Raw genomic sequence first — 20,126 nt, forward strand, 5'->3', positions numbered from 1 at the left:
TCACTGTTCCTCCAACTGCCGCCGCTGCAGCCGCTCGTAAAGCAGGAGCGGCGCCAGCAACACCACGAGCAGCACGATCGCTGCGGCGGAGGCCACCGGCCAGTCCTTGTTGGTGAAGAATTCGAGCCACAGCGTCTGGCCGATCATCAGCGAGTTGGAGCCGGCGAGAAGATCCGGGATGACGAACTCGCCGACAACGGGGATGAAGCACAACAGCACGCCGGCGCCGACGCCCGGCAGCGACAGCGGGAATGTGACCAGCCAGAACACCTGCCAGGGCGGCGCGCCGAGATCGGAGGCCGCTTCCTCCAGCGCCGGCTCCATCTTGGCGAGCGTGGCGTAGAGCGGCAGGATCATGAAAGGCAGATAGGAATAGACGATGCCGATATACATCGCAGTGTCGGTGGAGAGCCACACCACCGGCTGGCTGACCAGGTGCAACGCCAGCAGGATCTGATTGAGCAGGCCGTCGTGCTGGAGGATGTTGATCCAGGCATAGATGCGGATCAGGAACGAGGTCCAGAACGGCACGATCACCAGCACCATCGCCACCGCCTGCCAGCGTTTTGGCAGTCGCGCCATGCCGTAGGCAATGGGATAGCCGATCACGAGCAGCAACACGGTCGCTGTCACGGCAACAGTCAGGCTGCGCAAATAGGCGAACACATACAGGTCGTCGGAGGCGATCAGCCTGAAATTGTCGATCGAGAGCGCGGCAAAGGCCGACCGGATCGCCGTCCATCCCGCTGTCAGATCGAACACCGGCTCATAGGGCGGCTGCGCGATCGCCGTCTGCGACAGGCTGATCTTCAGCACGAAACCGAACGGCACGAGGAAGAACAGCACCATCCAGACATACGGCGCGATCGCGGCGAAGCGCGCCGGTCGCGCAAAGATCCGGCGCGCGCTCATGACGGCAGCACCACGCAATCGTCGGGCGTGAACCAGGCGACGACGTGCTGGTTCAGACTATAGGCATCGACATCCAGGCGCGCACTGTTAGCGACCGACGCCTGCAGCATTCCACCCGTATCAAGCTTCACCTTGTAGGTGGTGGTGCCGCCGAGATAGCAGATGTCCGCGATCACGCCGTCGAGCAGGTTGATCGCCGTTTCATGACCGGCCGCGCTCACGGGACCACGGCGCGCCAGCTTGACCTTCTCGGGGCGGATCGCAACCGAGAACTTTCCCTCGCCGACCGCTTCACGCGGCTCGGCCACAACAAGCGCGCCGGCATCGCGCGTGCCAATGACGAGGCGATGACCATCGCGCAATTTGGACTCGGCGTCGAACAGATTGATGTCGCCGACGAACTCCGCGATCCAGCGCGAACGCGGGGCCTCGTAGAGCTCGCGCGGGGTCCCGACCTGCGCAAGCTTGCCGGATTTCATCACGCCGATCCGGCTGGCCATCGTCATCGCCTCCTCCTGGTCATGCGTGACGATGATGAAGGTCATGCCGAGCCGACGCTGCAGCTCCATCAGCTCGCCTTGCGTGTTTTCGCGCAACTTCTTGTCGAGGGCCGCGAGCGGCTCGTCGAGCAGCAACAATTGCGGCCTTCGCGCCAGCGCGCGGGCCAGCGCGACGCGCTGGCGCTGGCCGCCGGAGAGCTGGTCGGGCTTGCGCTTCTCGAGCCCCTCGAGCTTGACCAGCGCGACCATCTCCGCGACGCGCGTTGCGATGTCGGCACGCGCCATGCCGGCGCGCTTGAGGCCGAAGGCGATGTTGTCGCGCACGGACAGATGCGGGAAAAGCGCGTAGTTCTGGAACATCATGTTGATCGGACGCTCATGCGGCAGCGCCTGCGCGATGTCCTTGCCGCCGAGCAACATGCGTCCTTCGTCCGGGGCCTCGAAACCCGCAAGCATGCGCAGCAGAGTGGTCTTGCCGCAGCCGCTGGGACCGAGCAGCGCAAAGAACTCGCCGGCCTTGATCTCGAGCGACACACCGTCGACCGCACGGAACGTCCCGAAGGTCTTGGCGACGCCCTCGATGCGCAGCAGCGGCTCGCCCGCGGCCGGACGCGCATCTCGGCCAGCGACGTCTGTTCCGGGCAATTCGTCAGTCATGGTCCCTGCCAACCCCAATGCCGCCGCACGCTAGCGGCGGATCGTCGTTTGCTCAACCGGTTCGAGGTGGGGTCGCCATGAATGCAGCCAGCGCGTCACGGTCCGTAGCCGGCATGGTCAGGCCTAACTTGGAGCGGCGCCACAGGATGTCCTCGGGGAAGCGCGCCCATTCGTGGGTCATGAGATAGTGCACCTCGGCGCCGGTCAGGTCGGGGCCGAAGGCCGGTCCCAGCTCTTCGCGTGTCTTCGCCTCACCCAGCACATCAGCCAATCGCGAGCCGTAGGCGGCAACCATGCGCCGGGCCTGCGGCTCCGATAGGAAGCGCCAGCGGTGGCAGGCGAGATCGACCTCGGTCTCGAAACGATCCCAGGCGAAATCGCCGCCAGGCAAGGCTGCGCCTGAAGTCCAGGGCCGCGACATCGGATAGAACGGCGTCAGTCGCGTCACTGCCCGCTCGGCGCGAAAGCGCGAGGTCGTGATGTCGCCGCCGAACATCGTGAGCAGCGGTGCCTTGCGCCGGCGCGCGTGGAACAACGTCGTGCCGTCGCGTCGCCGCGCGGGCACCGGCGACAGATTGACCCCGGAGACCGTGCGCACCACGTCCGTCGGAGCAAGGCGCTCGCGGAAATAGCGGCTCACGGCCTCGCAGAGATAGCTGACATCGGCGCCCGGCATCGCAACGATGGCGGGATCGCCGGTGAAATCATGCGTGACGGTACCGACCAGCGTGAAATCGCGCTCGAACGGGCTAGCAAAAATCAGCCGGCCATCGTTGTTCTGGAACACATAGACATTGTCGGACTCGAACAGCCTGGGCACGATGATCTGGCTCATCTGCACGGCCGCCATGGCCGGCTGCTTCTGCCGCAGCACGGTCTCCGCGACCATTGACGTCCAGGCGCCGGTGGCGTTGGCCAGCGCGCGGGCCGTGATCGTGCGGCGATGACCGCGATCGACGACGGCAAGCCGCCAGGCATCGGTCCGGTCGGCCCGCACACAACGCGCCCCTGTCCGAATCGCAGCGCCACGTTCGGCGGCATCCAGCGCCGTGAGCACCACCAGGCGCGAATCGTCGACGACGCAATCGGCATATTCGAAGGCGATGCCGAATGGCCGTTTCAGCGCGTTACCGACCGCATGATGCGTGATGTCTAAGGTCGTCGATGCCGGAAGGCCGCCGCGGTTCGTCAGGGCGTCATAAACATACAGGCCAGCGCGCAACAGCCAGGGTGGACGCTCGTCGGAATGGGCCGGGATCACAAAACTCATGGGCCGCACCAGATGCGGCGCGATCCAAAGCCAAATCCGGCGCTCGGCCAGTGCCCGGCGGACGCGCCAGAAGCCGCGCCGCTCCAGCACCGACAGATCGCCATGGATCAGCCGAGGGGTCGCCGATGAGGCAGCGCCGCCGAGATCACCCTGCTCGATCAGGATCACCCGCAGCCCGCGGCCGGCGGCATCGCGGGCGAGGCTGACACCGTTCAGGCCGCCACCGATGATCGCGAGGTCGTAATCCGCCATGAAACCGTCGAGAGGGAGCGAGGTAAGCGCTCAACATCACTAGCCGGTCTTGAGCGCAAGCTCCATGGCCTCGCCGCGGCCAACGAGGTCGGCATATTTTCCGATCGGCATCGGCTTGCCGAGCAGATAACCCTGCACGCCGTCGCAGCCCTCCTTGGCGAGGAAAGCGAGCTGGTCGATCGTCTCGACGCCCTCGGCGATGATGGACATTTCGAGGCCGTGGCCGAGATCGATCACGGCGCGAACGATCGCGGCCGATTGCGGGTTGCGGCCGAGATTCATGATGAAGGCGCGATCGATCTTGATCTTGTCGAACGGGAAGGCCTGGAGATAGCTCAGCGAGGAATAGCCGCTGCCGAAATCGTCCATGGAGATGCGGACGCCCAGCGCCTTCAGGCGGCGTAGCAGCGCCAGGCCGCGGTCAAAGTCCTCGATCAGCACGCCCTCGGTGATTTCCAGCTCGAGCCGGCCGGGCGCAAGCCCCGTCTCGATCAGGATCGAATGGACGAGACCAACCACGTCACCGTGCATGAACTGCGCCGGCGACAGATTGACCGCGACCTGCATTGGTTTCGGCCACGACGCGGCCTCGCGGCAGACCTCGCGGAGAATCCATTCGCCCATCTCGACGATCAGGCCGCTTTCTTCCGCGATCGGGATGAATTCGGCCGGCGAGACCTGGCCGCGTACCGGATGCTGCCAGCGCGCCAGCGCCTCGAAGCCGATGATCTCGCTCTCGGCGACGCTGTTGCGCGCGATGCCCTGCGGCTGGAACGCAAGCGAAAGCTCGCCATTCTTGATCGCCTTCGACAGGTCCTGGTGCAGCACGCGGCGGTCGCGGATCTGCTGGTCCATCTCGGGCTGGTAGAGGCTGATCGTGCCGCGCGATTTCTGCTTGGCGCGGAACAGGGCCGCGCCGGCATTGGCGAGCAGCGAGGCACCATCGGGGCCGTTGTGCGGAAAGACCGACATGCCGGTGGTGATGCCGGCGCGGACCGCGCGGCCGTCGATCTGGAATTCCGGCGCGAGCGCCTCGCCAAGCTGCTGCGCCAGCGCAAGGCCTGCGTCGGGCTGCTTGCCGTCGATGATCAGGCCGAATTCGTCGCCGGACAGGCGTGCCACCAGGCCACCGCGTGCGGTGTCCTGCAGTCGCTGGGCCACCTCGATCAACAGCTTGTCGCCAAGCGCATGACCGAACACGTCGTTGACTTCCTTGAGGCCGTCGAGATCGACGCAAAGGACCGCAAATTCCTCGTCGGTCCCTTCGCAGGCTTCGATCATCTGGGTCAGCGCCTGAAGGAAGGCAGCGCGGTTCGGCAAATCGGTGAGGCCGTCATGATAGGCCATGTGCGCCATCCGCGACTCGATCTGCCGGCGGTTGGTGACGTCCTCGTGGGTCTTGATCAGATATTGCGGCTCACCGGCGTCGTTGAGCACTGTGGCGCGCCGGGTCAGGAACAGGCGCAGGCCGTCCTTGGTGGAGATCGGATGCTCCTCGGTGATCATCCCGCGTTTCTTGATCGCGGCCTCGTCACGCGCGATGATGAGCTTGGCTTCCTTGGCATTGAAGATGTCGGCCGCGGTCAGGCCGGTCGCTTCCTCGCGCCTCCGGTTCAGGATCGTCTCGGCGCTGCGGTTGGCGAGCAGGTAGCGGCCGTCCTTGACCTGCTCCACGATCAACGCCACGGGGATGTTATCGACCACGAGCTCGAGGAACTTCTTGGTGCTCTCCAGCTCCATCGACAGCGATTGCCGATCGGTGATGTCCTCGAACACGATCAGCAGGAATTGCGGCTTGTTGCTTTCGTTGCGGACCACGATCCGGATCGAGGCCACCATGCGCCGGGCCCGCCCGACCTCAACCTCGAATTCGTTGCGATATTGTCCTTCCGGCGCCAGCAATGCGGCCCGGTCGGTCATCTCAATGCTATCGGCCGATGTCGCGCCGAACAGCTCACGCGCATTCTTGCCGACGACCTGATCCCGCGAAAACCCCCAGAAGTGCTCATAGGCACGGTTGGCAAAGATATAGCGGCCGTCCTCGATGTTCTTCGCTGCGACGCAAGCCGGCACGTTGTCCAGCACCGTTTCCAGGAACTGCTTGGTCGAGGCGAGCTGCCGCGACAGTGCGCGCTGCTCGCTAACGTCGAGATGGGTCGCCACCGAGCCGCCATTGGGCAGCACGAAATACTTGACCAGGATGGAGCGGCCATCGGGCAGTTCGGTGATCAGACCGTTGTGACTTGCCGCCTTCTCGTAGAACTCATCGTCGGAGACGCCGAGGACGCCGCGCTTGCGCCGCAACCCGAGGATGTCGTAGCCGGTCATGCCGGTCCACAGGTCCGAGCGCGCGAGGCCGTAGATCTCGAGATAGCGGTCGTTGCAGAAGATGATGCGCCGCTGCGCATCCGTCATCACCACGCCCTGGTTGAGATTGTTCATGGCCGAAGAGATGAAGGCGTTGCGCCGCAGCTGCGAACGGTTGCTCCTGCGCAGCGCGGAATGGATCCACAGCGCGATGGCCGCCAGGAACGCGCAGATGACAACGCCCCCGATCAGGGCTTCCCAGACCAGATTAGGGCCGAAATCGCCAAGCTGGTTTGGCGAAATGAAGCTATTGGCATAGGCACGCGAAGGCGCGACCGCGCTGGTCAGGCACACGACGGCCTGCACAGCAATCGGAAGCATGCTGCCTTCCTGCCAGTTCTTCTCAGCCATCAGCCACCCGCGATTTCAACTGCGGATTGTCTGGCTTCACGGGTTTGGATCGGGTAAACGCCTGTAGGCCCAGCAGAAAAATGTGACGTGAAATACGGCAATTGCCCTGACATGATAAATGCTTCCTTAACGGACAACGCCCGCGCAGCGCGTTTCCCGGGCAAACCGGAGCCATCGGCACCACCTTCAGCGGGACTTCTGCATCACCATGGATAGGGTCGATTGCGTCGTCATCGGAGCCGGCGTGGTCGGGCTCGCGGTGGCAAGGAGGCTCGCCCAGGCGGGGCGCGAGGTGATCGTGCTCGAGGAAGCCGAGGCCATCGGCACCGTCACCTCCTCACGCAACAGCGAAGTGATCCATGCCGGGATTTACTACCGTGCCGGAAGCTGGATGGCGCGCATGTGCGTCAGCGGCAAGCAAGCGCTGTATCGCTATTGCGGCGAGCGCGGCATTCCACACAAGAATTGCGGCAAGCTGATCGTCGCGACCAATGCGAAGGAAACCGAGAAGCTGCAATCGATCAAGGCGCATGCTGAGGCCAATGGCGTGCTCGACATGCAGCTGCTTTCAGGCGAGGCCGCGCGCGCGCTGGAGCCGGCACTGGCCTGCGACGCTGCGCTGCTGTCGCCGTCGACAGGCATCATCGACAGCCATGCCTACATGCTCTCGCTGCAAGGCGAGGCCGAGGCAGCGGGCGCGGCCTTTGCGTTTCACACGCCGCTGATCCGCGCCAAGGCGGAGGCGGGCGTGATCGAGATCGAAGCCGGCGGCGAAGCGCCGATGGCCTTGCAATGCGGCCTGCTCGTCAATGCCGCGGGATTGTCGGCGACATCGGTGGCGCGCCACATCGACGGCATGCCGATCGACCGGATTCCGCCGGCCTATCTCGCCAAGGGCAATTATTTCAGCTGCAATGCGCGCGCGCCGTTTTCGCGCCTGATCTACCCGGTGCCCGAGCCCGGTGGGCTTGGCGTGCATCTGACGCTGGACATGGCGGGACAGGCGCGCTTCGGCCCTGATGTCGAATGGATCGAGACGATCGACTATGAGGTCGATCCGTCGCGCGCCGAGCGGTTCTATCCGGCGATCCGCAAATACTGGCCGACGCTACCCGATGGCGCGCTGATGCCGAGCTATTCGGGCATCCGCCCGAAGATCGTACCGCCGGCAGTGGCAACACAGGATTTTCTGATGCAGGGGCCGCGCGATCACGGCGTCGCAGGACTGATCAATCTGTTCGGCATTGAATCGCCGGGACTGACATCATCGCTCGCGATCGCAGACCACGTCGCGGAGCTCGCAGAAATCTAGCCCGCTGCGCGATGATGATCGCGCGGGTGCGCACCTTACAGCAGGGACGAGCGCAAAGGCTTTCGTCCCTGCCTGAAAGGATACGATCAAACTTGACGCTGTTACGGGGGTTACTAGTGAAGCGTGTCGCCGGTCTGCTTCAGTCGTTCAATCTGGTCCTTGACCATCAACTTGCGGCGCTTCAACTCAACAATTTGCAGGTCGTCTGTTGAAAGGTGCACGAGCGCTTCGTGCAATTCGTTTTCGAGAGTTTTGTGCTTCCGTTCCAATTCAACCAGATGTGCCTGAATTGTCATTCGAAACCTCCTCGGTAGGGGTGAACCTTGGATTCGATCCGGACGAGGAAGTGTACATCACCGATTCGTTCTGTCGATATGTATCCGTCGTCGCACCGTCATTTTTGAAAATTCATATGTAATGAAGCGTGAGTAAGGAACCACGCGTCGAAAAATCCATGATATCAAGGTGCTTGCGCCACGCGCCCGCGAATCGTCGAAATATCTTGCGAGAGAGCGGTGCGTGAAGGTCGCAGATCGCTTGCGATCACGCCGCGCAAGGACGATAATTTCCACATGGCATCCACAGCCTTAATCTCAAGCCTATCGGTTTTTCGGCCACCGCAGACATGACCCATGAAGACGAGCGTGAACTCGAAGCCGAGCTCACCCGGTTGCAGCAGGAACACCGAGATCTCGACGCGGCGATCGATGCACTGCATCAATCGCCTGCCCCCGACCTATTGCGGTTACAGCGCCTGAAGAAGCGCAAGCTGTTGTTGCGAGACCGTATCGCATTCATCGAAGACCAGATTACCCCCGACATCATCGCCTGATCCGGTGGCCGTGCATTGCCGCAACGTGAATCCACTTGACTCAAAAAGAACAAAAGAGGAACATTAATCCTATCCCCGACGCCCCCCGGAAATGCCCAAAGCAAACCGCCCAAGGACAGCAAGGACACCGCCGATGTCAGCCCCCGCCCTTCTCGACAACAGCCATTATGAACAGGCCTGCGACCAGGCGATCGCGATGTGCGACGGCAACCTGCGCAGCACCATCAAGGCGCTGATCATGGCCAACGAATATCTGGAAGCGGCGCTGGAGGAATTGCAGGCGGCTGTTACGGCCGGCTGCATCCCGGAGGCTTCGCGCAGCAGGAGCAGCGCGGCTTAAGACCCCACCATTGGAGCAACGCCATGTCAGACGTGACCTATTACGTTGCAATGCCCTTCCTGATCGATGCCGACGGATCGCCTGTCGCCGGCACTGCTGAGGAATGCCAGAGCTCGACCGCTGCGCTACGACGCGCCGAGGCCCTGGCGCGCGGCACCGGCCATATCGGCGCAGTCGCGTTCAGCCGCAGCGGCGATCCCATGACCGGTGAGTTCGGCGATGCCACGCTGCTGCGCAAATTCGGCAACGTGCCGGAAGATCTCGCCACGCTGTAAGGTTTTATTTCTTGAGCATGATCTCTTCGGAAAGGCGCTGCACACTTTTCCGGATCATGCTCAGCTGCTCACAAGCCTGATCCGCGGCTCGTGCCGCCGGTGCGCTTTGCGCACATACATGGCAGCATCAGCCTCCTCCAGCGCGCGGGCAGCATCGGACTGCGCACCGAGCAGCGCAACACCGGCGGAGGCGCCCGCCGTCACATGCTGGCCGCGAAAGGTGAAGGACAAATCGTCGATCGCCTGCTCGAAGATGGCCGCCTTCGCCTTGGCGTCAGTCTCACTGAGATTCCACAACAGCAATGCGAACTCGTCGCCACCGAGACGGCCGACCACGTCGGACGCCCGGATCTGTCGCGTCAGCGTGCTGGCTATCGCCTTGAGCACCTCATCGCCGGCGGCATGGCCGAAGGAATCGTTGATCGGCTTCAGCCGGTCGACGTCGAGCACGATCAGCGCGCCGCTGGCGCGGTAGCGCTTCATGTAGGCGATGGCGCGCTGGAGCTCGCGCTCGAAACCGCGCCGGTTGGGAATGTCGAGTAGGAAATCCGTGTCGGCCGCCGCCTCGAGCTCGGCGACGCGCCGCAGCGCCTGGGTGAGCTTGGTCCGCAGGCCGCGGATGGTCGCCGTGCTGCTGTCCTTGCTCGCTGCATTGCCGGTCATCTTGGTCGCCGTCTTGGCAGCGCCGGCCCGGGACGCGCGGCGCGGCGCCGCAGGCCGCTTGGGTACGACTTTCGTTCGGCTACCGCTGGTTTTCCGGCCCTTTTTGGCCTTCGCAGCGGTCGCCCTTTTTGGTTTCTTCATGGGCATCCTGCTCAATGAAGGCTTGCGGGGATTCACCAAGACAGGATAGTGCATTCCCTTCTCCTTGCCACCGCCTTGCGAGCCGCCGGCCGGAACCGTTAATCTGGCCTATCTTTCTGTTTTTCGAGCACAATTGACGTCATGACAGCGCCGATCGCCATCATCATGGGAAGCCAGTCGGACTGGGAGACGATGCGGCATGCCGCCGACACGCTCGCAGCGCTTGGTGTCGCCTCCGACACCCGCATCGTTTCAGCTCACCGCACCCCCGACCGGCTGTTTACCTTCGCCAAGGGCGCCAAGGCGGAAGGCTTCAAGGTCATCATCGCCGGCGCCGGCGGGGCCGCGCACCTGCCCGGCATGGCCGCAGCCCTGACGGAACTGCCTGTCTTCGGCGTCCCCGTCGAGTCCAGGACGCTGAAGGGCATCGATTCGCTCTATTCGATCGTTCAGATGCCGGCCGGCATTCCGGTCGGCACGCTCGCGATCGGCAAGGCCGGCGCGATCAACGCGGCGCTGCTTGCGGCCGCCGTGCTGGCGCTGTCCGATCCAGCGCTGTCCGATCGCCTCGCCGCCTGGCGCAAGGCACAGACCGAGGCGGTTGCCGAGCGCCCGGAGGACAAGGCGTGACTGACGCAAAGCAGGTGAAGCTGAAGCCCGGCGACACCATCGGAATCCTCGGCGGCGGACAACTCGGTCGAATGCTGGCCATGGCGGCGGCGCGGCTCGGCCTGCGCTGCCAGGTGTTCTCGCCCGATCCCGACTCGCCGGCTTTCGACGTGGTGCTGAACGCGACCTGCGCCGAATATGCCGATGTCGAGGCGCTCGAGCTGTTCGCCCACGATGTCGACGTCATCACCTACGAATTCGAGAACGTTCCGTCCGCGGCCGCCCTGGTGCTGGATTCGCGCCGTCCGGTGCTGCCGAACCGCAAGATCCTCGAGACCACCCAGGATCGGCTCGCCGAGAAGGATTTTGTCACGCGGCTCGGCATCGGCACCGCCGCCTATGCCGACGTCACCTCGGTCGCATCGTTGCGCGAGGCGATCGTCAAAATCGGCCTCCCCGCGGTGCTGAAGACCCGCCGCTTCGGCTATGACGGCAAGGGCCAGGCGATCATCCGCGAGGGCGACGACATCGCGAAAGTGTGGACCAGCCTCGCCACAAAATCGGCAATCCTGGAAGCCTTCATCCCGTACGAGCGCGAGATCTCCGTCATCGCCGCACGCTCTGCATCGGGCCAGGTCGAATGCTTCGACGTCACCGAGAACGAGCATCGCGACCACATTCTGAAGATCTCGCGAGCGCCTGCGCCGATCCCTGATGTACTTGCCGAGGAGGCACGCAGCATCGCCGGCAAGATCGCAACCGCGCTCGACTATGTCGGCGTGCTCGCGGTGGAGATGTTCGTGCTCGCCAACGGCGGCGGATCGAAAGTGCTGGTCAACGAGATCGCGCCGCGCGTGCATAATTCCGGACACTGGACGCTCGACGGCGCGTCGGTCTCCCAGTTCGAGCAACACATCCGCGCCATCGCCGGCTGGCCGCTCGGCAAGCCGGTGCGCCACGGTGAGATCGTCACCATGACCAATCTGATCGGCGACGAAATCAATGATTACGAGAAGTGGCTGAGCGTGCCCGGCGCGACTGTCCACATTTACGGCAAGGGCGCTCCGCGCCCCGGCCGCAAGATGGGCCACGTCACCGAAGTCAGGCCTTCAAAGAGCAAGTAGGGGGACCGCAGCAAAAGCTGCGATCCCGCTGTTGAACTAGGCCGTCTTCACGCCCGCGACGACGCCCGCGGGCTCCTCGCTGAGCCAGCGATAGATCACGCCCCCCAGCGCGCCGCCGATCAGCGGTGCGACCCAGAACAGCCAGAGCTGCGCCAGCGCCCAGCCGCCGACGAACAGCGCGGGGCCGGTGCTGCGCGCCGGATTCACGGACGTGTTGGTCACGGGGATGCTGACGAGATGGATCATCACCAACGCAAGCCCGATCGCGAGCGGTGCGAAGCCCGCCGGCGCGCGGCCATGGGTCGCGCCCATGATGACGAACAGGAACATCATGGTCATCACCACCTCGGTGATGAAGCAGGCGATCATGCTGTACTGGCCCGGCGAATGCGCATCATAGCCGTTGGAGGCAAAGCCCTTGGTGACGTCGAAGCCCGGCGCACCACTGGCGATCACGTAGAGCAGCTCGGCGGCGACGATGGCGCCGCAGACCTGCGCAATCACGTAAGGCAGGATCTGGCCTGCCGGAAACCGCCCGCCGGCAGCAAGGCCGACCGTGACGGCCGGGTTGAGATGGCAGCCCGAGATGTGGCCGATCGCATAGGCCATGGTGACGACGCTGAGGCCAAAGGCCAGGGACACGCCGACCAGGCCGATGCCGACCTGCGGAAAGCCGGCGGCGATCACCGCGCTGCCGCAGCCTGCGAATGTGAGCCAGAACGTGCCGATGGCCTCGGCAGCGTATTTCTTCATGTCCATGTGGCGTCTCCCCTGATTGCAAAGATTTTCGGAACTATGTCCGCTGCGGCCCTTCTTGGCGCCAAATCTCCCAAATCGGGGCTGCAAGGGAGGATTTTCGCCGCATTTAATGGCTGAACTTGGCCCTAAACTCCGCTTCGCAGGTGGACATCCCAGGTTTTGTCTGATACATCCGCGCCCTCAAGGTTAGGGGCTTGCGCTTTTTGCCATCCCTTCGTCTTACCAGAATTCAAATCCGATCCACTGAAGAGGATGCCGCGTGCAGGTTCTCGTTCGCGATAACAATGTCGACCAAGCCCTCAAGGCGCTGAAGAAAAAGATGCAGCGCGAAGGCATTTTCCGCGAGATGAAGCTCCGCGGTCACTACGAGAAGCCCTCCGAGAAGAAGGCTCGTGAAAAGGCCGAAGCCGTGCGCCGCGCGCGCAAGCTGGCCCGCAAGAAGCTGCAGCGCGAAGGCCTGCTGCCGATGAAGCCGAAGCCGGTGTTCGGCGCTGGCCCCGGTGGCGAACGTGGTGGCCGTGGCGGCCCCGGCGCAGGTCCGCGCGGACCGCGCTGATCTTGCCGAGATTGCAGGACTGAGTTTCGATAACGCGGGCTCCGAGCCCGCGTTATTATTTTGTGAGCAGTGCCTTTCTGGGACGGGGCACTACAGATGCGGCGCTAAAGCGCGATGAGATCAGGATTGTTTGTCATCGCGCTTTAGGTTGTTGTTTGGGCATGATCTTTTCGGAAAACTTCTGCACACTTTTCCGGATCATGCTCTAGCGCGAGCGAACCGTAGATGGCCTTCCCTATCCCCCAGCCCGTCTTGGCGCGGCGACGCCGGATCTGGCGCAAGCCCCTTGCGCTGACCTTGATGGGGATCGCGCTGTGCGGCTGCTCCTTCGATCTCGGCTCATTGGGGCCGGAGAAGGACAAGCCGCAGGAAGCGCCCAAGGCGACCGCCGCGCCTGACAGCGCCGTCAGCGCTGCCAACGTCTCTGAGGCCCAGACCCACACGGAAAAAGCGCAAGGCTTTGCCAAGTCCGGCGAGACGCAGGCCGCGCTGGACGAGTTCAACCGCGCCGTCGCGCTCGATCCCTATAATGCGCAGGCGCTCTACGGCCGCGCCCTGCTCTACCAGGGCAACAACGAGCACGACTTCGCGATTGCCGATTTCGGCGCCGCCAGCGGGCTCAATCCGCAGAAGGCCGAACCGCTGCTCGGCCGTGCCGTCAGCTATCTCGCCATCGGCAAGGTCAAGGAGGCGGCTGCCGATCTCGACGAGGCCTCCGAAGCCGATCCGCACAATGCTCAGGTCTGGACGACCCGGGGGCAGGCCTATGAGCGGCTGGGTGACAAGGCCAAGGCGGCGGCGTCCTACAACAAGGCAGTCAGCCTGCGCCCACGCGATGACGCCGCTCGCAGCGGCTTGGCCCGTGTCGGCGGCTGACAATTATGGGACGGCGTAGGCGCTATCCTGGCTAATCGGGGGTAGCGCTCTTCGGCAGAACCGCGTGGAACATCGACTTCATGCCCGACAACATTTCGTCGGCGACATTGGTCTTGGGACGCGGCATCGGCGCGCCGGCATCGGCGCGCAGGTCGAGCGGCGGGGCGATCACCGGGACCGGAATATCGGCCGGTGGCGTCAGCCGATTCGGATCGTCGTTGCCGATCGAGGCGGTGTACGGCGGATTCGCCTGCGACGCAGCGCCATTGCCATAGGCCTCGGGTGACGGCGTCGACACATTGATCGGCGGAGGCAGGGGACGCACCGTCGCTGGCACCGCGGTCACGACGCGCGGAGCCTCCGGCGTGCGGGATGCTTCCTGAACGGCAGGCTCCGGCGTCCTCTCGGGCGCCTTGTCGACCGACTTGGTCTCGGCAGGCTTGGCCTCGGCAGGCTTGGCTTCGGCAGGCTTGGCTTCAGTCGATTTGGCCTCTGCGGCCTTCTCGGCGGCCTTGCCCTCGGGCGACTTGCGCAGGCGCTCGATGGCAGCCCGGGCGAGATCGTTGGCGTCGGGGGTCACGGCCGGAGACGAATTGGCCTCAACCACGGGTGCAGCGGCGGGGGCTGCCGGGCTGGACGTGATGGGGGAGGACTTGGCAACCGCCTTCTCATGCGCGGGGGAATGACCGTGCGAAGCGGCCTCGTCCGCAGCCTTGGTGTCGGCAGCCTTGGTCTCAGCAGCCTTGGTCTCAGCAGACTTGTCGGCCGCCGCCTTGTCCGCCGCGCTCTTGTCGGAAATGCTCTTCTCGGAAACGCCCTTGGCCTTCACGCCGGGGCCCGGGAGGTGGGCCACGTCAGCGGGCTTCTTGCCGGCGTCGGCAGGTGCGACGACTGCGGCTGGCGTATCCGCCGCCGGCCTGGCGTTGATGTAGTGGTTAACGATGTAGGCCCCGATGATCGTCGCGAGCACCGAGGGGAAAATATCCATCGAGATTTTAGCGAGGTATTTCAGCATTTCTCGGCCACTCCCCGCGCGATCTGATGCGGGAACTTTGGGGCATTGTAAGGGATCAACTGCGACGGATCGATGGCAAAGGTTACGCGCGCCTTACGCCTTCAGCTCAATCTCAAGGAACACGATCTCGGTTGAGGTTTCGTTAAGTACGTCGTGTTGGACGCCGGCCTTGCGGAAGTAGGATTTTCCCGCCGAGAGCTGCGCCTTGGAACGCTCCCCGCCCGGCGCCACGATGGTCATTTCGCCGGCGACGACGGGAACAATCACATAGTCCATTCCGTGGGTGTGATGCCCGGTCGCGCTGCCCGGGGCAAGCCGCCATTCGGTCACCCTTACCTCGTCATTGTCGATCTGGACTTCGGACCTGGCGGCAAGCATCGAGAACCTCTCTAAGACGAATCGGCTCAGGGCACGAACACCATGAACGCGTAGACGGCAAATACCACCATATGGACCAGTCCGAACAGGACATTGGTCCTGCCGGTGCCGAAGGTCAGCATGCTCAGCAAGAATGTCAGGAACAGCAGCGCCGTGTTCTGGGAATTGAGCCCCAGCACTAGCGGCTGGTCGATGACATAGGTGGCGAGCCCGACCGCCGGGATGGTCAGGCCGATGGTCGCCAGCGAGGATCCGAGCGCCAAATTGATGCTCTTCTGAAGATCGTTCTTGCGGGCCGCGGTGATCGCGGAGACGCCTTCCGGCATCAGGATCAGGAGCGCGACCAGAAGACCCGCAAAGGCCGGCGGAGCGCCGATCGTGTCGGCGACGGCGTCCACTACCAGCGAGAATTTCTTGGCCAACAGCACGACGGCCAGGAGCGAGATCAGGAGCAGCGCGACGCTCAGCGCCAGCATCTTGCCCGACAGATGGGCCTCCCCGCTCTCGCCCTCCGCCCCCTCATGGACGAAATAGTCCTTGTGCAGGACGGTCTGGGTGTAGAGGAACACGCCATAGAGCACGATGGTCACGAGGTCGACGAAGCCGAGCTGAAGCGTCGAATAGATCGGCCCCGGCGTCGTCAGCGTGTAATTGGGCATGATCAGCGTCAACGTCGCGAGCGCAATCAGCACGCTGAGATAGACGTTGGCTCCAGAGAGCTGAAACCCCTGTTCGCGGTAGCGCAGCCCGCCGATGAACACGCAGAGGCCGACGAGGCCATTGCAGACGATCATCACCACTGCGAAGACGGTGTCACGCGCAAGCGTCGGGGCGGGCTTGTCGCCGAGCATGATCGTGGTGATCAGCGCGACCTCGATGATGGTCACCGCAAGCGTGAGCAGCAGCGTGCCGAACGGCTCGCCGATCCGCTCCGCGATCACCTCGGAATGATGGACGGCCGCGAACACGGTGCCGAACAGGATCACCAGCAGGACGATCGCGAACAGGCCGCCCCCGGCCGACAGGGTGAAACCGTAGCCGGTCGCGGTGACGACCAGGAACAGCAGCACCGCCAGGGCCGGGAACACCCAGGACGACCGCGGCATCGGTCCGTGTACACTCATGCAGGCGATTCCTTCGTTGAACCGCCCGATTATGCGCGAGAAGATCGCGCCCGTCAGCCCTCAGGAGCCGTTGATGAAACCTCGCGCAATCTCGATCATGCCGAAGTTGTCGAGATCGTCGTGCCCGCCCTCAGCGAGTCGAACGAATTGCTTCGGCTCGTGCGCCAGCGCGAACAGCTTCTCCCCGAATGCGATCGGGATGGTTTGATCCTGCGCGCCGTGAACGACCAACAGCGGCACTGTGACGCCCGCGATCCGCTCGTCGGAATGAAGCGGATCCCGGATCAGGAGACGGACCGGAAGGAAGCGGAATTGCGCGGCCGCGACGTCTGCGATCGAGGTGTAGGGCGCCTCGAGGATCAGCTTGCGAACCGGATGCTCGGACGCGACGGCAACGGCAACGCCGGTCCCAAGCGAGAATCCCCAGGCGACGATGCACTGGGCGTCGTAGCGTTCCGCCGCGAATGAATACGCGGCCGCGCCGTCGCGCAGCAGACCGTCCTCGCTCGGCGCGCCGCTGGAGCCCGCATAGCCGCGATAGGACAGCGCGACGAGACCGGTGCCGTCAGCAATGATCGCCTTGAAGCGCCCGGCAAGGCCCGCAAGGAAATCGCCATTGCCGTGGAAGTACAGCACCACGTTGCGGCCGGGCTTCGGCGGCACGTGCCAGACGATGATCTTCTCACCGTCGGAGGTGGTGAGGACGTGTTCCTCGGCCTGCGGAAACCCTGCGGCGGCCGGTGCGGTGCGCTCAGTGGTCGGGATCGGAAACAGCATGCTGCGCTGTTTCACATAGAGCACGGCGAGACCTGCGAGATAGCCGGCGGCAGCGACGATGGCGATCCATTTCAGGAATGTCATCGCTGCGCCGGCTCTCCGGCGCTACATCGCCTTGACGATGTTCTCGGTGACCTTCTTGGCGTCGCCGAGCAGCATCATGGTGTTGTCGCGGTAGAACAGCGGATTGTCGATACCGGCATAACCCGACGCCAGCGACCGCTTGATGAACATCACCGTGCCGGCCTTCCAGACCTGCAGCACCGGCATGCCGTAGATCGGCGAGGTCTTGTCCTCTTCGGCGGCCGGATTGGTGACGTCGTTGGCGCCGATCACAAAGGCGATGTCGGCCTGCGCGAACTCGGAGTTGATGTCCTCGAGCTCGAACACCTCGTCATAGGGCACGTTGGCCTCGGCGAGCAGCACGTTCATGTGGCCGGGCATGCGGCCCGCGACCGGGTGAATGGCGTATTTCACCTCGACGCCTTCCTTCTTCAGCATGTCGGCCATTTCGCGCAGCGCGTGCTGGGCCTGGGCCACCGCCATGCCGTACCCGGGCACGATGATGACCTTGGAGGCGTTCTTCATGATGAACGCGGCATCGTCAGCCGAGCCGAGCTTGGCGGGCTTCTGCTCGCCACCTGCTCCGCCGCCGGCAGCAGCGGTCTCGCCGCCGAAGCCGCCGAGAATGACCGAAATGAAGGACCGGTTCATCGCGTGGCACATGATGTAGGACAGGATCGCGCCCGACGAGCCTACCAGCGCGCCCGTGATGATCAGCGCCGAATTGCCGAGCGTGAAGCCGATGCCCGCCGCGGCCCAGCCCGAATAGGAGTTCAGCATCGAGATCACGACCGGCATGTCGGCGCCGCCGATCGGGATGATCATGAGCACGCCGAGCGTGAGCGCCAGGATGACATTGAGCCAGAAGAACACCGGGCTGCCGGTGACAACGAGCCCGACGATGCAGGCGACCAACGCGACTGCGAGCGCGACGTTGATCACGTGCCGCGCCGGCAGGATGATCGGAGAGCCGCTCATCCGCGCCGACAGCTTGAGGAATGCGATCACCGAGCCGGTGAACGTCAGCGCGCCGATGGCGACGCCGAGCGACATTTCGACCAGGCTCTGGGTGTGGATGTTGCCGGGGGTGCCGATGTCGAAGGCCTCGGGCGCATAGAACGCGCCGGCGGCGACCAGCACCGCGGCCATGCCCACCAGCGAGTGGAAGGCGGCGACCAGTTCGGGCATCGACGTCATCGGCACGCGGCGGGCGATGACCGCACCGATCGCCGCGCCAATGGCGATGCCGACAATCACCAGCACCCAGGCGAGACCATCGGCCGGCGGATGGTTGGCGAGCGTGGTGGCGACCGCAATCGCCATACCGACCATGCCGAACAGATTGCCCTGGCGCGACGACGCCGGGCTCGAGAGTCCGCGCAGCGACAGGATGAAGAGCACCCCCGCCACGAGATACAAGAATGCAGAGAAGTTTGCGCTCATCTCAGGTCCCCATTGATCCCATCAGCCCGAGGTGGCCGCTTACTTCGACTTCTTCTTGTACATCGCCAGCATGCGCTGGGTGACAAGGAAGCCGCCGAAGATGTTGATGCAGGCAAAGATCAGCGCGACGAAGCCAAACGCGCGCGCCCAGCCCGAACCGCTCGAGACGTTGGCGACGCCGCCGGCCAGCAGCGCGCCGACCACGATCACCGAAGAGATCGCATTGGTGACGCTCATCAGCGGCGTATGCAGCGCCGGTGTCACCGACCACACCACGAAATAACCGACGAAGACGGCGAGGACGAAGATCGACAGCCGGAAGATGAAGGGGTCGACGACCTGTGCAGCATGCTCCATGACGGGCCTCCTTAAACCTTCGGCTGGAAGTTCGGGTGAATCACGGCGCCGTCCTTGGTCAGCGCGGTGGCCTTGACGAGCTCGTCGTCCCAGTTGACGGCGAGCTTCTTCTCTTTCTTGTCGACCATGGTCTCGATGAAGGAGAACAAATTGCGTGCATAGAGGCTGGAGGCCGAGGCCGCGACGCGGCCCGCGACGTTGGTGTAGCCGACGATCTTGATGCCATCTGTCTCGACGACCTCGCCCGCCTTGGCGCCCTCGACATTTCCGCCGCGCTCGACGGCGAGATCGACCAGCACCGAACCCGGCTTCATCGACCTGACCATCTCGCCCGAGACGAGCTTCGGCGCGGGACGGCCCGGGATCAGCGCGGTGGTGATGACGATATCCTGCTTCTTGATGTGCTCGGCGGTCAGCGCGGCCTGCTTGGCCTGGTACTCTTTCGACATCTCCTTGGCGTAGCCGCCGGCGGTCTGCGCGTTCTTGAACTCCTCGTCCTCGACGGCGAGGAACTTTGCACCGAGCGATTCCACCTGCTCCTTCGTCGCAGGCCGCACGTCGGTCGCGGTGACGATGGCGCCAAGGCGGCGCGCGGTCGCGATCGCCTGGAGACCGGCGACGCCGACGCCCATCACGAACACCTTTGCGGCAGGCACGGTGCCGGCCGCGGTCATCATCATCGGGAAGGCACGGCCGAAGGCCTCGGCGCCCTCGATCACGGCGCGGTAGCCGGCAAGGTTCGCCTGCGAGGACAGCACGTCCATCACCTGCGCACGGGTGATGCGCGGCATCAATTCCATCGCAAAGGCGGAAACGCCGGCATCGGCCATCGCCTTCAACGCGGCTTCGTTGCCATAGGGATCCATAATGGCGATGACGAGCGCGCCGCGCTTGTATTGCGACAGCTCGGAGGCCTCGGGACGTTTCACCTTGATGATGATGTCGGCATCCTTCAGCGCATCGGCGCTGACAGTGGCCCCCACCGCAGTGAATTCGGAATCGGGGAGGCCCGACTTGAGGCCCGCGCCCGGCTCGACGGCGATCTCGGCGCCCAGCGCCTTGAACTTCTTCACCGTATCAGGCGAAGCCGCGACCCGCGGCTCTGACGGATCGATTTCCTTGGCAACGGCGATCTTCATAGGTCCTCCGGCGGCGCGGGCCAGCGCACGCACA

General features: G+C 64.1%; 22 protein-coding genes. 8 read left to right on the plus strand and 14 right to left on the minus strand.

Features of this window, described 5'->3' with window-relative positions:
- The 4 genes from L6639_RS17220 to L6639_RS17235 are packed head-to-tail and all read right to left on the minus strand — an operon-like array spanning nucleotide 1 to nucleotide 6,309.
- A complete protein-coding gene (locus tag L6639_RS17220; RefSeq protein ID WP_237862920.1) occupies nucleotides 1-912 on the minus strand; it encodes an ABC transporter permease in 912 nt (303 codons plus the stop codon).
- Entirely contained in the window at nucleotides 909-2,069 is a 1,161-nt protein-coding gene (locus L6639_RS17225; protein WP_237862921.1) for an ABC transporter ATP-binding protein, read from the minus strand. Before L6639_RS17225 ends, L6639_RS17220 begins: the two co-directional genes overlap by 4 nt.
- A 52-nt stretch (nucleotides 2,070-2,121) precedes the next feature.
- Nucleotides 2,122-3,591 carry a glycerol-3-phosphate dehydrogenase gene (locus tag L6639_RS17230; protein WP_237862922.1) on the minus strand — a complete coding sequence of 490 codons (1,470 nt, stop codon included), beginning with the start codon at nucleotides 3,589-3,591 and terminating at the stop codon, nucleotides 2,122-2,124.
- A 39-nt stretch (nucleotides 3,592-3,630) separates the two neighbouring features.
- Nucleotides 3,631-6,309, minus strand: a complete 2,679-nt coding sequence (locus tag L6639_RS17235; protein WP_237862923.1) for a sensor domain-containing protein — start codon at nucleotides 6,307-6,309, stop codon at nucleotides 3,631-3,633.
- 208 nt (nucleotides 6,310-6,517) lie between these two features.
- Between L6639_RS17235 and L6639_RS17240 the strand changes: the two genes are divergently transcribed.
- Nucleotides 6,518-7,621 carry an NAD(P)/FAD-dependent oxidoreductase gene (locus L6639_RS17240; RefSeq protein WP_237862924.1) on the plus strand — a complete coding sequence of 368 codons (1,104 nt, stop codon included), beginning with the start codon at nucleotides 6,518-6,520 and terminating at the stop codon, nucleotides 7,619-7,621.
- Nucleotides 7,622-7,734: 113 nt separating this feature from the next.
- Here the strand turns inward: L6639_RS17240 and L6639_RS17245 are convergent, their stop codons facing one another.
- Nucleotides 7,735-7,917, minus strand: coding sequence for a YdcH family protein (locus L6639_RS17245; RefSeq protein WP_057757317.1), 183 nt, complete (start codon nucleotides 7,915-7,917; stop codon nucleotides 7,735-7,737).
- Nucleotides 7,918-8,246: 329 nt separating this feature from the next.
- On the opposite strand from L6639_RS17245, the gene L6639_RS17250 reads away from it, so the two are divergent.
- The 3 genes from L6639_RS17250 (at nucleotide 8,247) to L6639_RS17260 (ending at nucleotide 9,068) form a co-directional block, all read left to right on the plus strand.
- Entirely contained in the window at nucleotides 8,247-8,453 is a 207-nt protein-coding gene (locus L6639_RS17250; RefSeq protein ID WP_018641547.1) for a YdcH family protein, read from the plus strand.
- Between the two features lie 133 nt (nucleotides 8,454-8,586).
- Nucleotides 8,587-8,793: a hypothetical protein gene (locus tag L6639_RS17255; protein ID WP_237862925.1), complete on the plus strand. Its 207-nt coding sequence runs from the start codon at nucleotides 8,587-8,589 to the stop codon at nucleotides 8,791-8,793.
- 23 nt (nucleotides 8,794-8,816) lie between these two features.
- Entirely contained in the window at nucleotides 8,817-9,068 is a 252-nt protein-coding gene (locus L6639_RS17260) for a hypothetical protein (RefSeq protein ID WP_237862926.1), read from the plus strand.
- 60 nt (nucleotides 9,069-9,128) lie between these two features.
- Here the strand turns inward: L6639_RS17260 and L6639_RS17265 are convergent, their stop codons facing one another.
- Entirely contained in the window at nucleotides 9,129-9,872 is a 744-nt protein-coding gene (locus L6639_RS17265) for a GGDEF domain-containing protein (RefSeq protein ID WP_237862927.1), read from the minus strand.
- Nucleotides 9,873-10,013: 141 nt separating this feature from the next.
- Here L6639_RS17265 and purE point away from each other — a divergent pair, with 141 nt between their 5' ends.
- Nucleotides 10,014-10,502, plus strand: coding sequence for a 5-(carboxyamino)imidazole ribonucleotide mutase (gene purE / locus L6639_RS17270; RefSeq protein ID WP_237862928.1), 489 nt, complete (start codon nucleotides 10,014-10,016; stop codon nucleotides 10,500-10,502).
- Complete coding sequence (locus tag L6639_RS17275; RefSeq protein WP_237862929.1) at nucleotides 10,499-11,605, plus strand: 5-(carboxyamino)imidazole ribonucleotide synthase; 1,107 nt, start codon at nucleotides 10,499-10,501, stop codon at nucleotides 11,603-11,605. The genes purE and L6639_RS17275 overlap by 4 nt, the downstream gene beginning before the upstream one ends.
- A gap of 36 nt (nucleotides 11,606-11,641) precedes the next feature.
- Here L6639_RS17275 and aqpZ read toward each other — a convergent pair whose 3' ends face one another.
- The gene (aqpZ, locus tag L6639_RS17280; protein ID WP_237862930.1) at nucleotides 11,642-12,364 is read right to left on the minus strand and encodes an aquaporin Z; all 723 of its coding nucleotides are present in this window, start codon (nucleotides 12,362-12,364) and stop codon (nucleotides 11,642-11,644) included.
- Nucleotides 12,365-12,623: 259 nt separating this feature from the next.
- On the opposite strand from aqpZ, the gene rpsU reads away from it, so the two are divergent.
- Nucleotides 12,624-12,920 carry a 30S ribosomal protein S21 gene (gene rpsU / locus L6639_RS17285; RefSeq protein WP_027545547.1) on the plus strand — a complete coding sequence of 99 codons (297 nt, stop codon included), beginning with the start codon at nucleotides 12,624-12,626 and terminating at the stop codon, nucleotides 12,918-12,920.
- Nucleotides 12,921-13,145: 225 nt separating this feature from the next.
- A complete protein-coding gene (locus L6639_RS17290) occupies nucleotides 13,146-13,796 on the plus strand; it encodes a tetratricopeptide repeat protein (RefSeq protein ID WP_237862931.1) in 651 nt (216 codons plus the stop codon).
- Nucleotides 13,797-13,827: 31 nt separating this feature from the next.
- Here the strand turns inward: L6639_RS17290 and L6639_RS17295 are convergent, their stop codons facing one another.
- The 7 genes from L6639_RS17295 to L6639_RS17325 form a co-directional block, all read right to left on the minus strand.
- Nucleotides 13,828-14,811 (minus strand): hypothetical protein, encoded by a 984-nt coding sequence (locus L6639_RS17295; RefSeq protein ID WP_237862932.1) that lies wholly within the window; start codon nucleotides 14,809-14,811, stop codon nucleotides 13,828-13,830.
- 93 nt (nucleotides 14,812-14,904) lie between these two features.
- Nucleotides 14,905-15,189 carry a cupin domain-containing protein gene (locus tag L6639_RS17300; protein ID WP_237862933.1) on the minus strand — a complete coding sequence of 95 codons (285 nt, stop codon included), beginning with the start codon at nucleotides 15,187-15,189 and terminating at the stop codon, nucleotides 14,905-14,907.
- A gap of 26 nt (nucleotides 15,190-15,215) precedes the next feature.
- Nucleotides 15,216-16,313 (minus strand): calcium:cation antiporter, encoded by a 1,098-nt coding sequence (locus L6639_RS17305; protein ID WP_237862934.1) that lies wholly within the window; start codon nucleotides 16,311-16,313, stop codon nucleotides 15,216-15,218.
- Nucleotides 16,314-16,373: 60 nt separating this feature from the next.
- Nucleotides 16,374-17,174: an alpha/beta hydrolase gene (locus L6639_RS17310; protein ID WP_237862935.1), complete on the minus strand. Its 801-nt coding sequence runs from the start codon at nucleotides 17,172-17,174 to the stop codon at nucleotides 16,374-16,376.
- A gap of 21 nt (nucleotides 17,175-17,195) precedes the next feature.
- On the minus strand, nucleotides 17,196-18,596 hold the full coding sequence (locus L6639_RS17315) for an NAD(P)(+) transhydrogenase (Re/Si-specific) subunit beta (protein ID WP_237862936.1): 1,401 nt from the start codon (nucleotides 18,594-18,596) through the stop codon (nucleotides 17,196-17,198).
- A 39-nt stretch (nucleotides 18,597-18,635) separates the two neighbouring features.
- Nucleotides 18,636-18,953: a proton-translocating transhydrogenase family protein gene (locus L6639_RS17320; RefSeq protein WP_014492434.1), complete on the minus strand. Its 318-nt coding sequence runs from the start codon at nucleotides 18,951-18,953 to the stop codon at nucleotides 18,636-18,638.
- Nucleotides 18,954-18,964: 11 nt separating this feature from the next.
- Entirely contained in the window at nucleotides 18,965-20,092 is a 1,128-nt protein-coding gene (locus tag L6639_RS17325) for a Re/Si-specific NAD(P)(+) transhydrogenase subunit alpha (protein ID WP_237862937.1), read from the minus strand.
- Nucleotides 20,093-20,126: the final 34 nt, after the last annotated feature.

Source organism: Bradyrhizobium zhengyangense, assembly GCF_022012555.1.
Classification (GTDB): domain Bacteria; phylum Pseudomonadota; class Alphaproteobacteria; order Rhizobiales; family Xanthobacteraceae; genus Bradyrhizobium; species Bradyrhizobium zhengyangense.

Coding starts and splice junctions, on each gene's coding strand:
- L6639_RS17300 (WP_237862933.1), bottom strand. CDS start 15,189: ATGCTTGCCGCCAGGTCCGAAGTCCAGATCGACAATGACGAGGTAAGG.
- L6639_RS17325 (WP_237862937.1), bottom strand. CDS start 20,092: ATGAAGATCGCCGTTGCCAAGGAAATCGATCCGTCAGAGCCGCGGGTC.
- L6639_RS17315 (WP_237862936.1), bottom strand. CDS start 18,596: ATGAGCGCAAACTTCTCTGCATTCTTGTATCTCGTGGCGGGGGTGCTC.
- L6639_RS17255 (WP_237862925.1), top strand. CDS start 8,587: ATGTCAGCCCCCGCCCTTCTCGACAACAGCCATTATGAACAGGCCTGC.
- L6639_RS17290 (WP_237862931.1), top strand. CDS start 13,146: ATGGCCTTCCCTATCCCCCAGCCCGTCTTGGCGCGGCGACGCCGGATC.
- L6639_RS17235 (WP_237862923.1), bottom strand. CDS start 6,309: ATGGCTGAGAAGAACTGGCAGGAAGGCAGCATGCTTCCGATTGCTGTG.
- L6639_RS17310 (WP_237862935.1), bottom strand. CDS start 17,174: ATGACATTCCTGAAATGGATCGCCATCGTCGCTGCCGCCGGCTATCTC.
- L6639_RS17250 (WP_018641547.1), top strand. CDS start 8,247: ATGACCCATGAAGACGAGCGTGAACTCGAAGCCGAGCTCACCCGGTTG.
- L6639_RS17240 (WP_237862924.1), top strand. CDS start 6,518: ATGGATAGGGTCGATTGCGTCGTCATCGGAGCCGGCGTGGTCGGGCTC.
- L6639_RS17320 (WP_014492434.1), bottom strand. CDS start 18,953: ATGGAGCATGCTGCACAGGTCGTCGACCCCTTCATCTTCCGGCTGTCG.
- L6639_RS17260 (WP_237862926.1), top strand. CDS start 8,817: ATGTCAGACGTGACCTATTACGTTGCAATGCCCTTCCTGATCGATGCC.
- L6639_RS17230 (WP_237862922.1), bottom strand. CDS start 3,591: ATGGCGGATTACGACCTCGCGATCATCGGTGGCGGCCTGAACGGTGTC.
- L6639_RS17220 (WP_237862920.1), bottom strand. CDS start 912: ATGAGCGCGCGCCGGATCTTTGCGCGACCGGCGCGCTTCGCCGCGATC.
- purE (WP_237862928.1), top strand. CDS start 10,014: ATGACAGCGCCGATCGCCATCATCATGGGAAGCCAGTCGGACTGGGAG.
- aqpZ (WP_237862930.1), bottom strand. CDS start 12,364: ATGGACATGAAGAAATACGCTGCCGAGGCCATCGGCACGTTCTGGCTC.
- L6639_RS17305 (WP_237862934.1), bottom strand. CDS start 16,313: ATGAGTGTACACGGACCGATGCCGCGGTCGTCCTGGGTGTTCCCGGCC.
- L6639_RS17225 (WP_237862921.1), bottom strand. CDS start 2,069: ATGACTGACGAATTGCCCGGAACAGACGTCGCTGGCCGAGATGCGCGT.
- L6639_RS17265 (WP_237862927.1), bottom strand. CDS start 9,872: ATGAAGAAACCAAAAAGGGCGACCGCTGCGAAGGCCAAAAAGGGCCGG.
- L6639_RS17245 (WP_057757317.1), bottom strand. CDS start 7,917: ATGACAATTCAGGCACATCTGGTTGAATTGGAACGGAAGCACAAAACT.
- L6639_RS17295 (WP_237862932.1), bottom strand. CDS start 14,811: ATGCTGAAATACCTCGCTAAAATCTCGATGGATATTTTCCCCTCGGTG.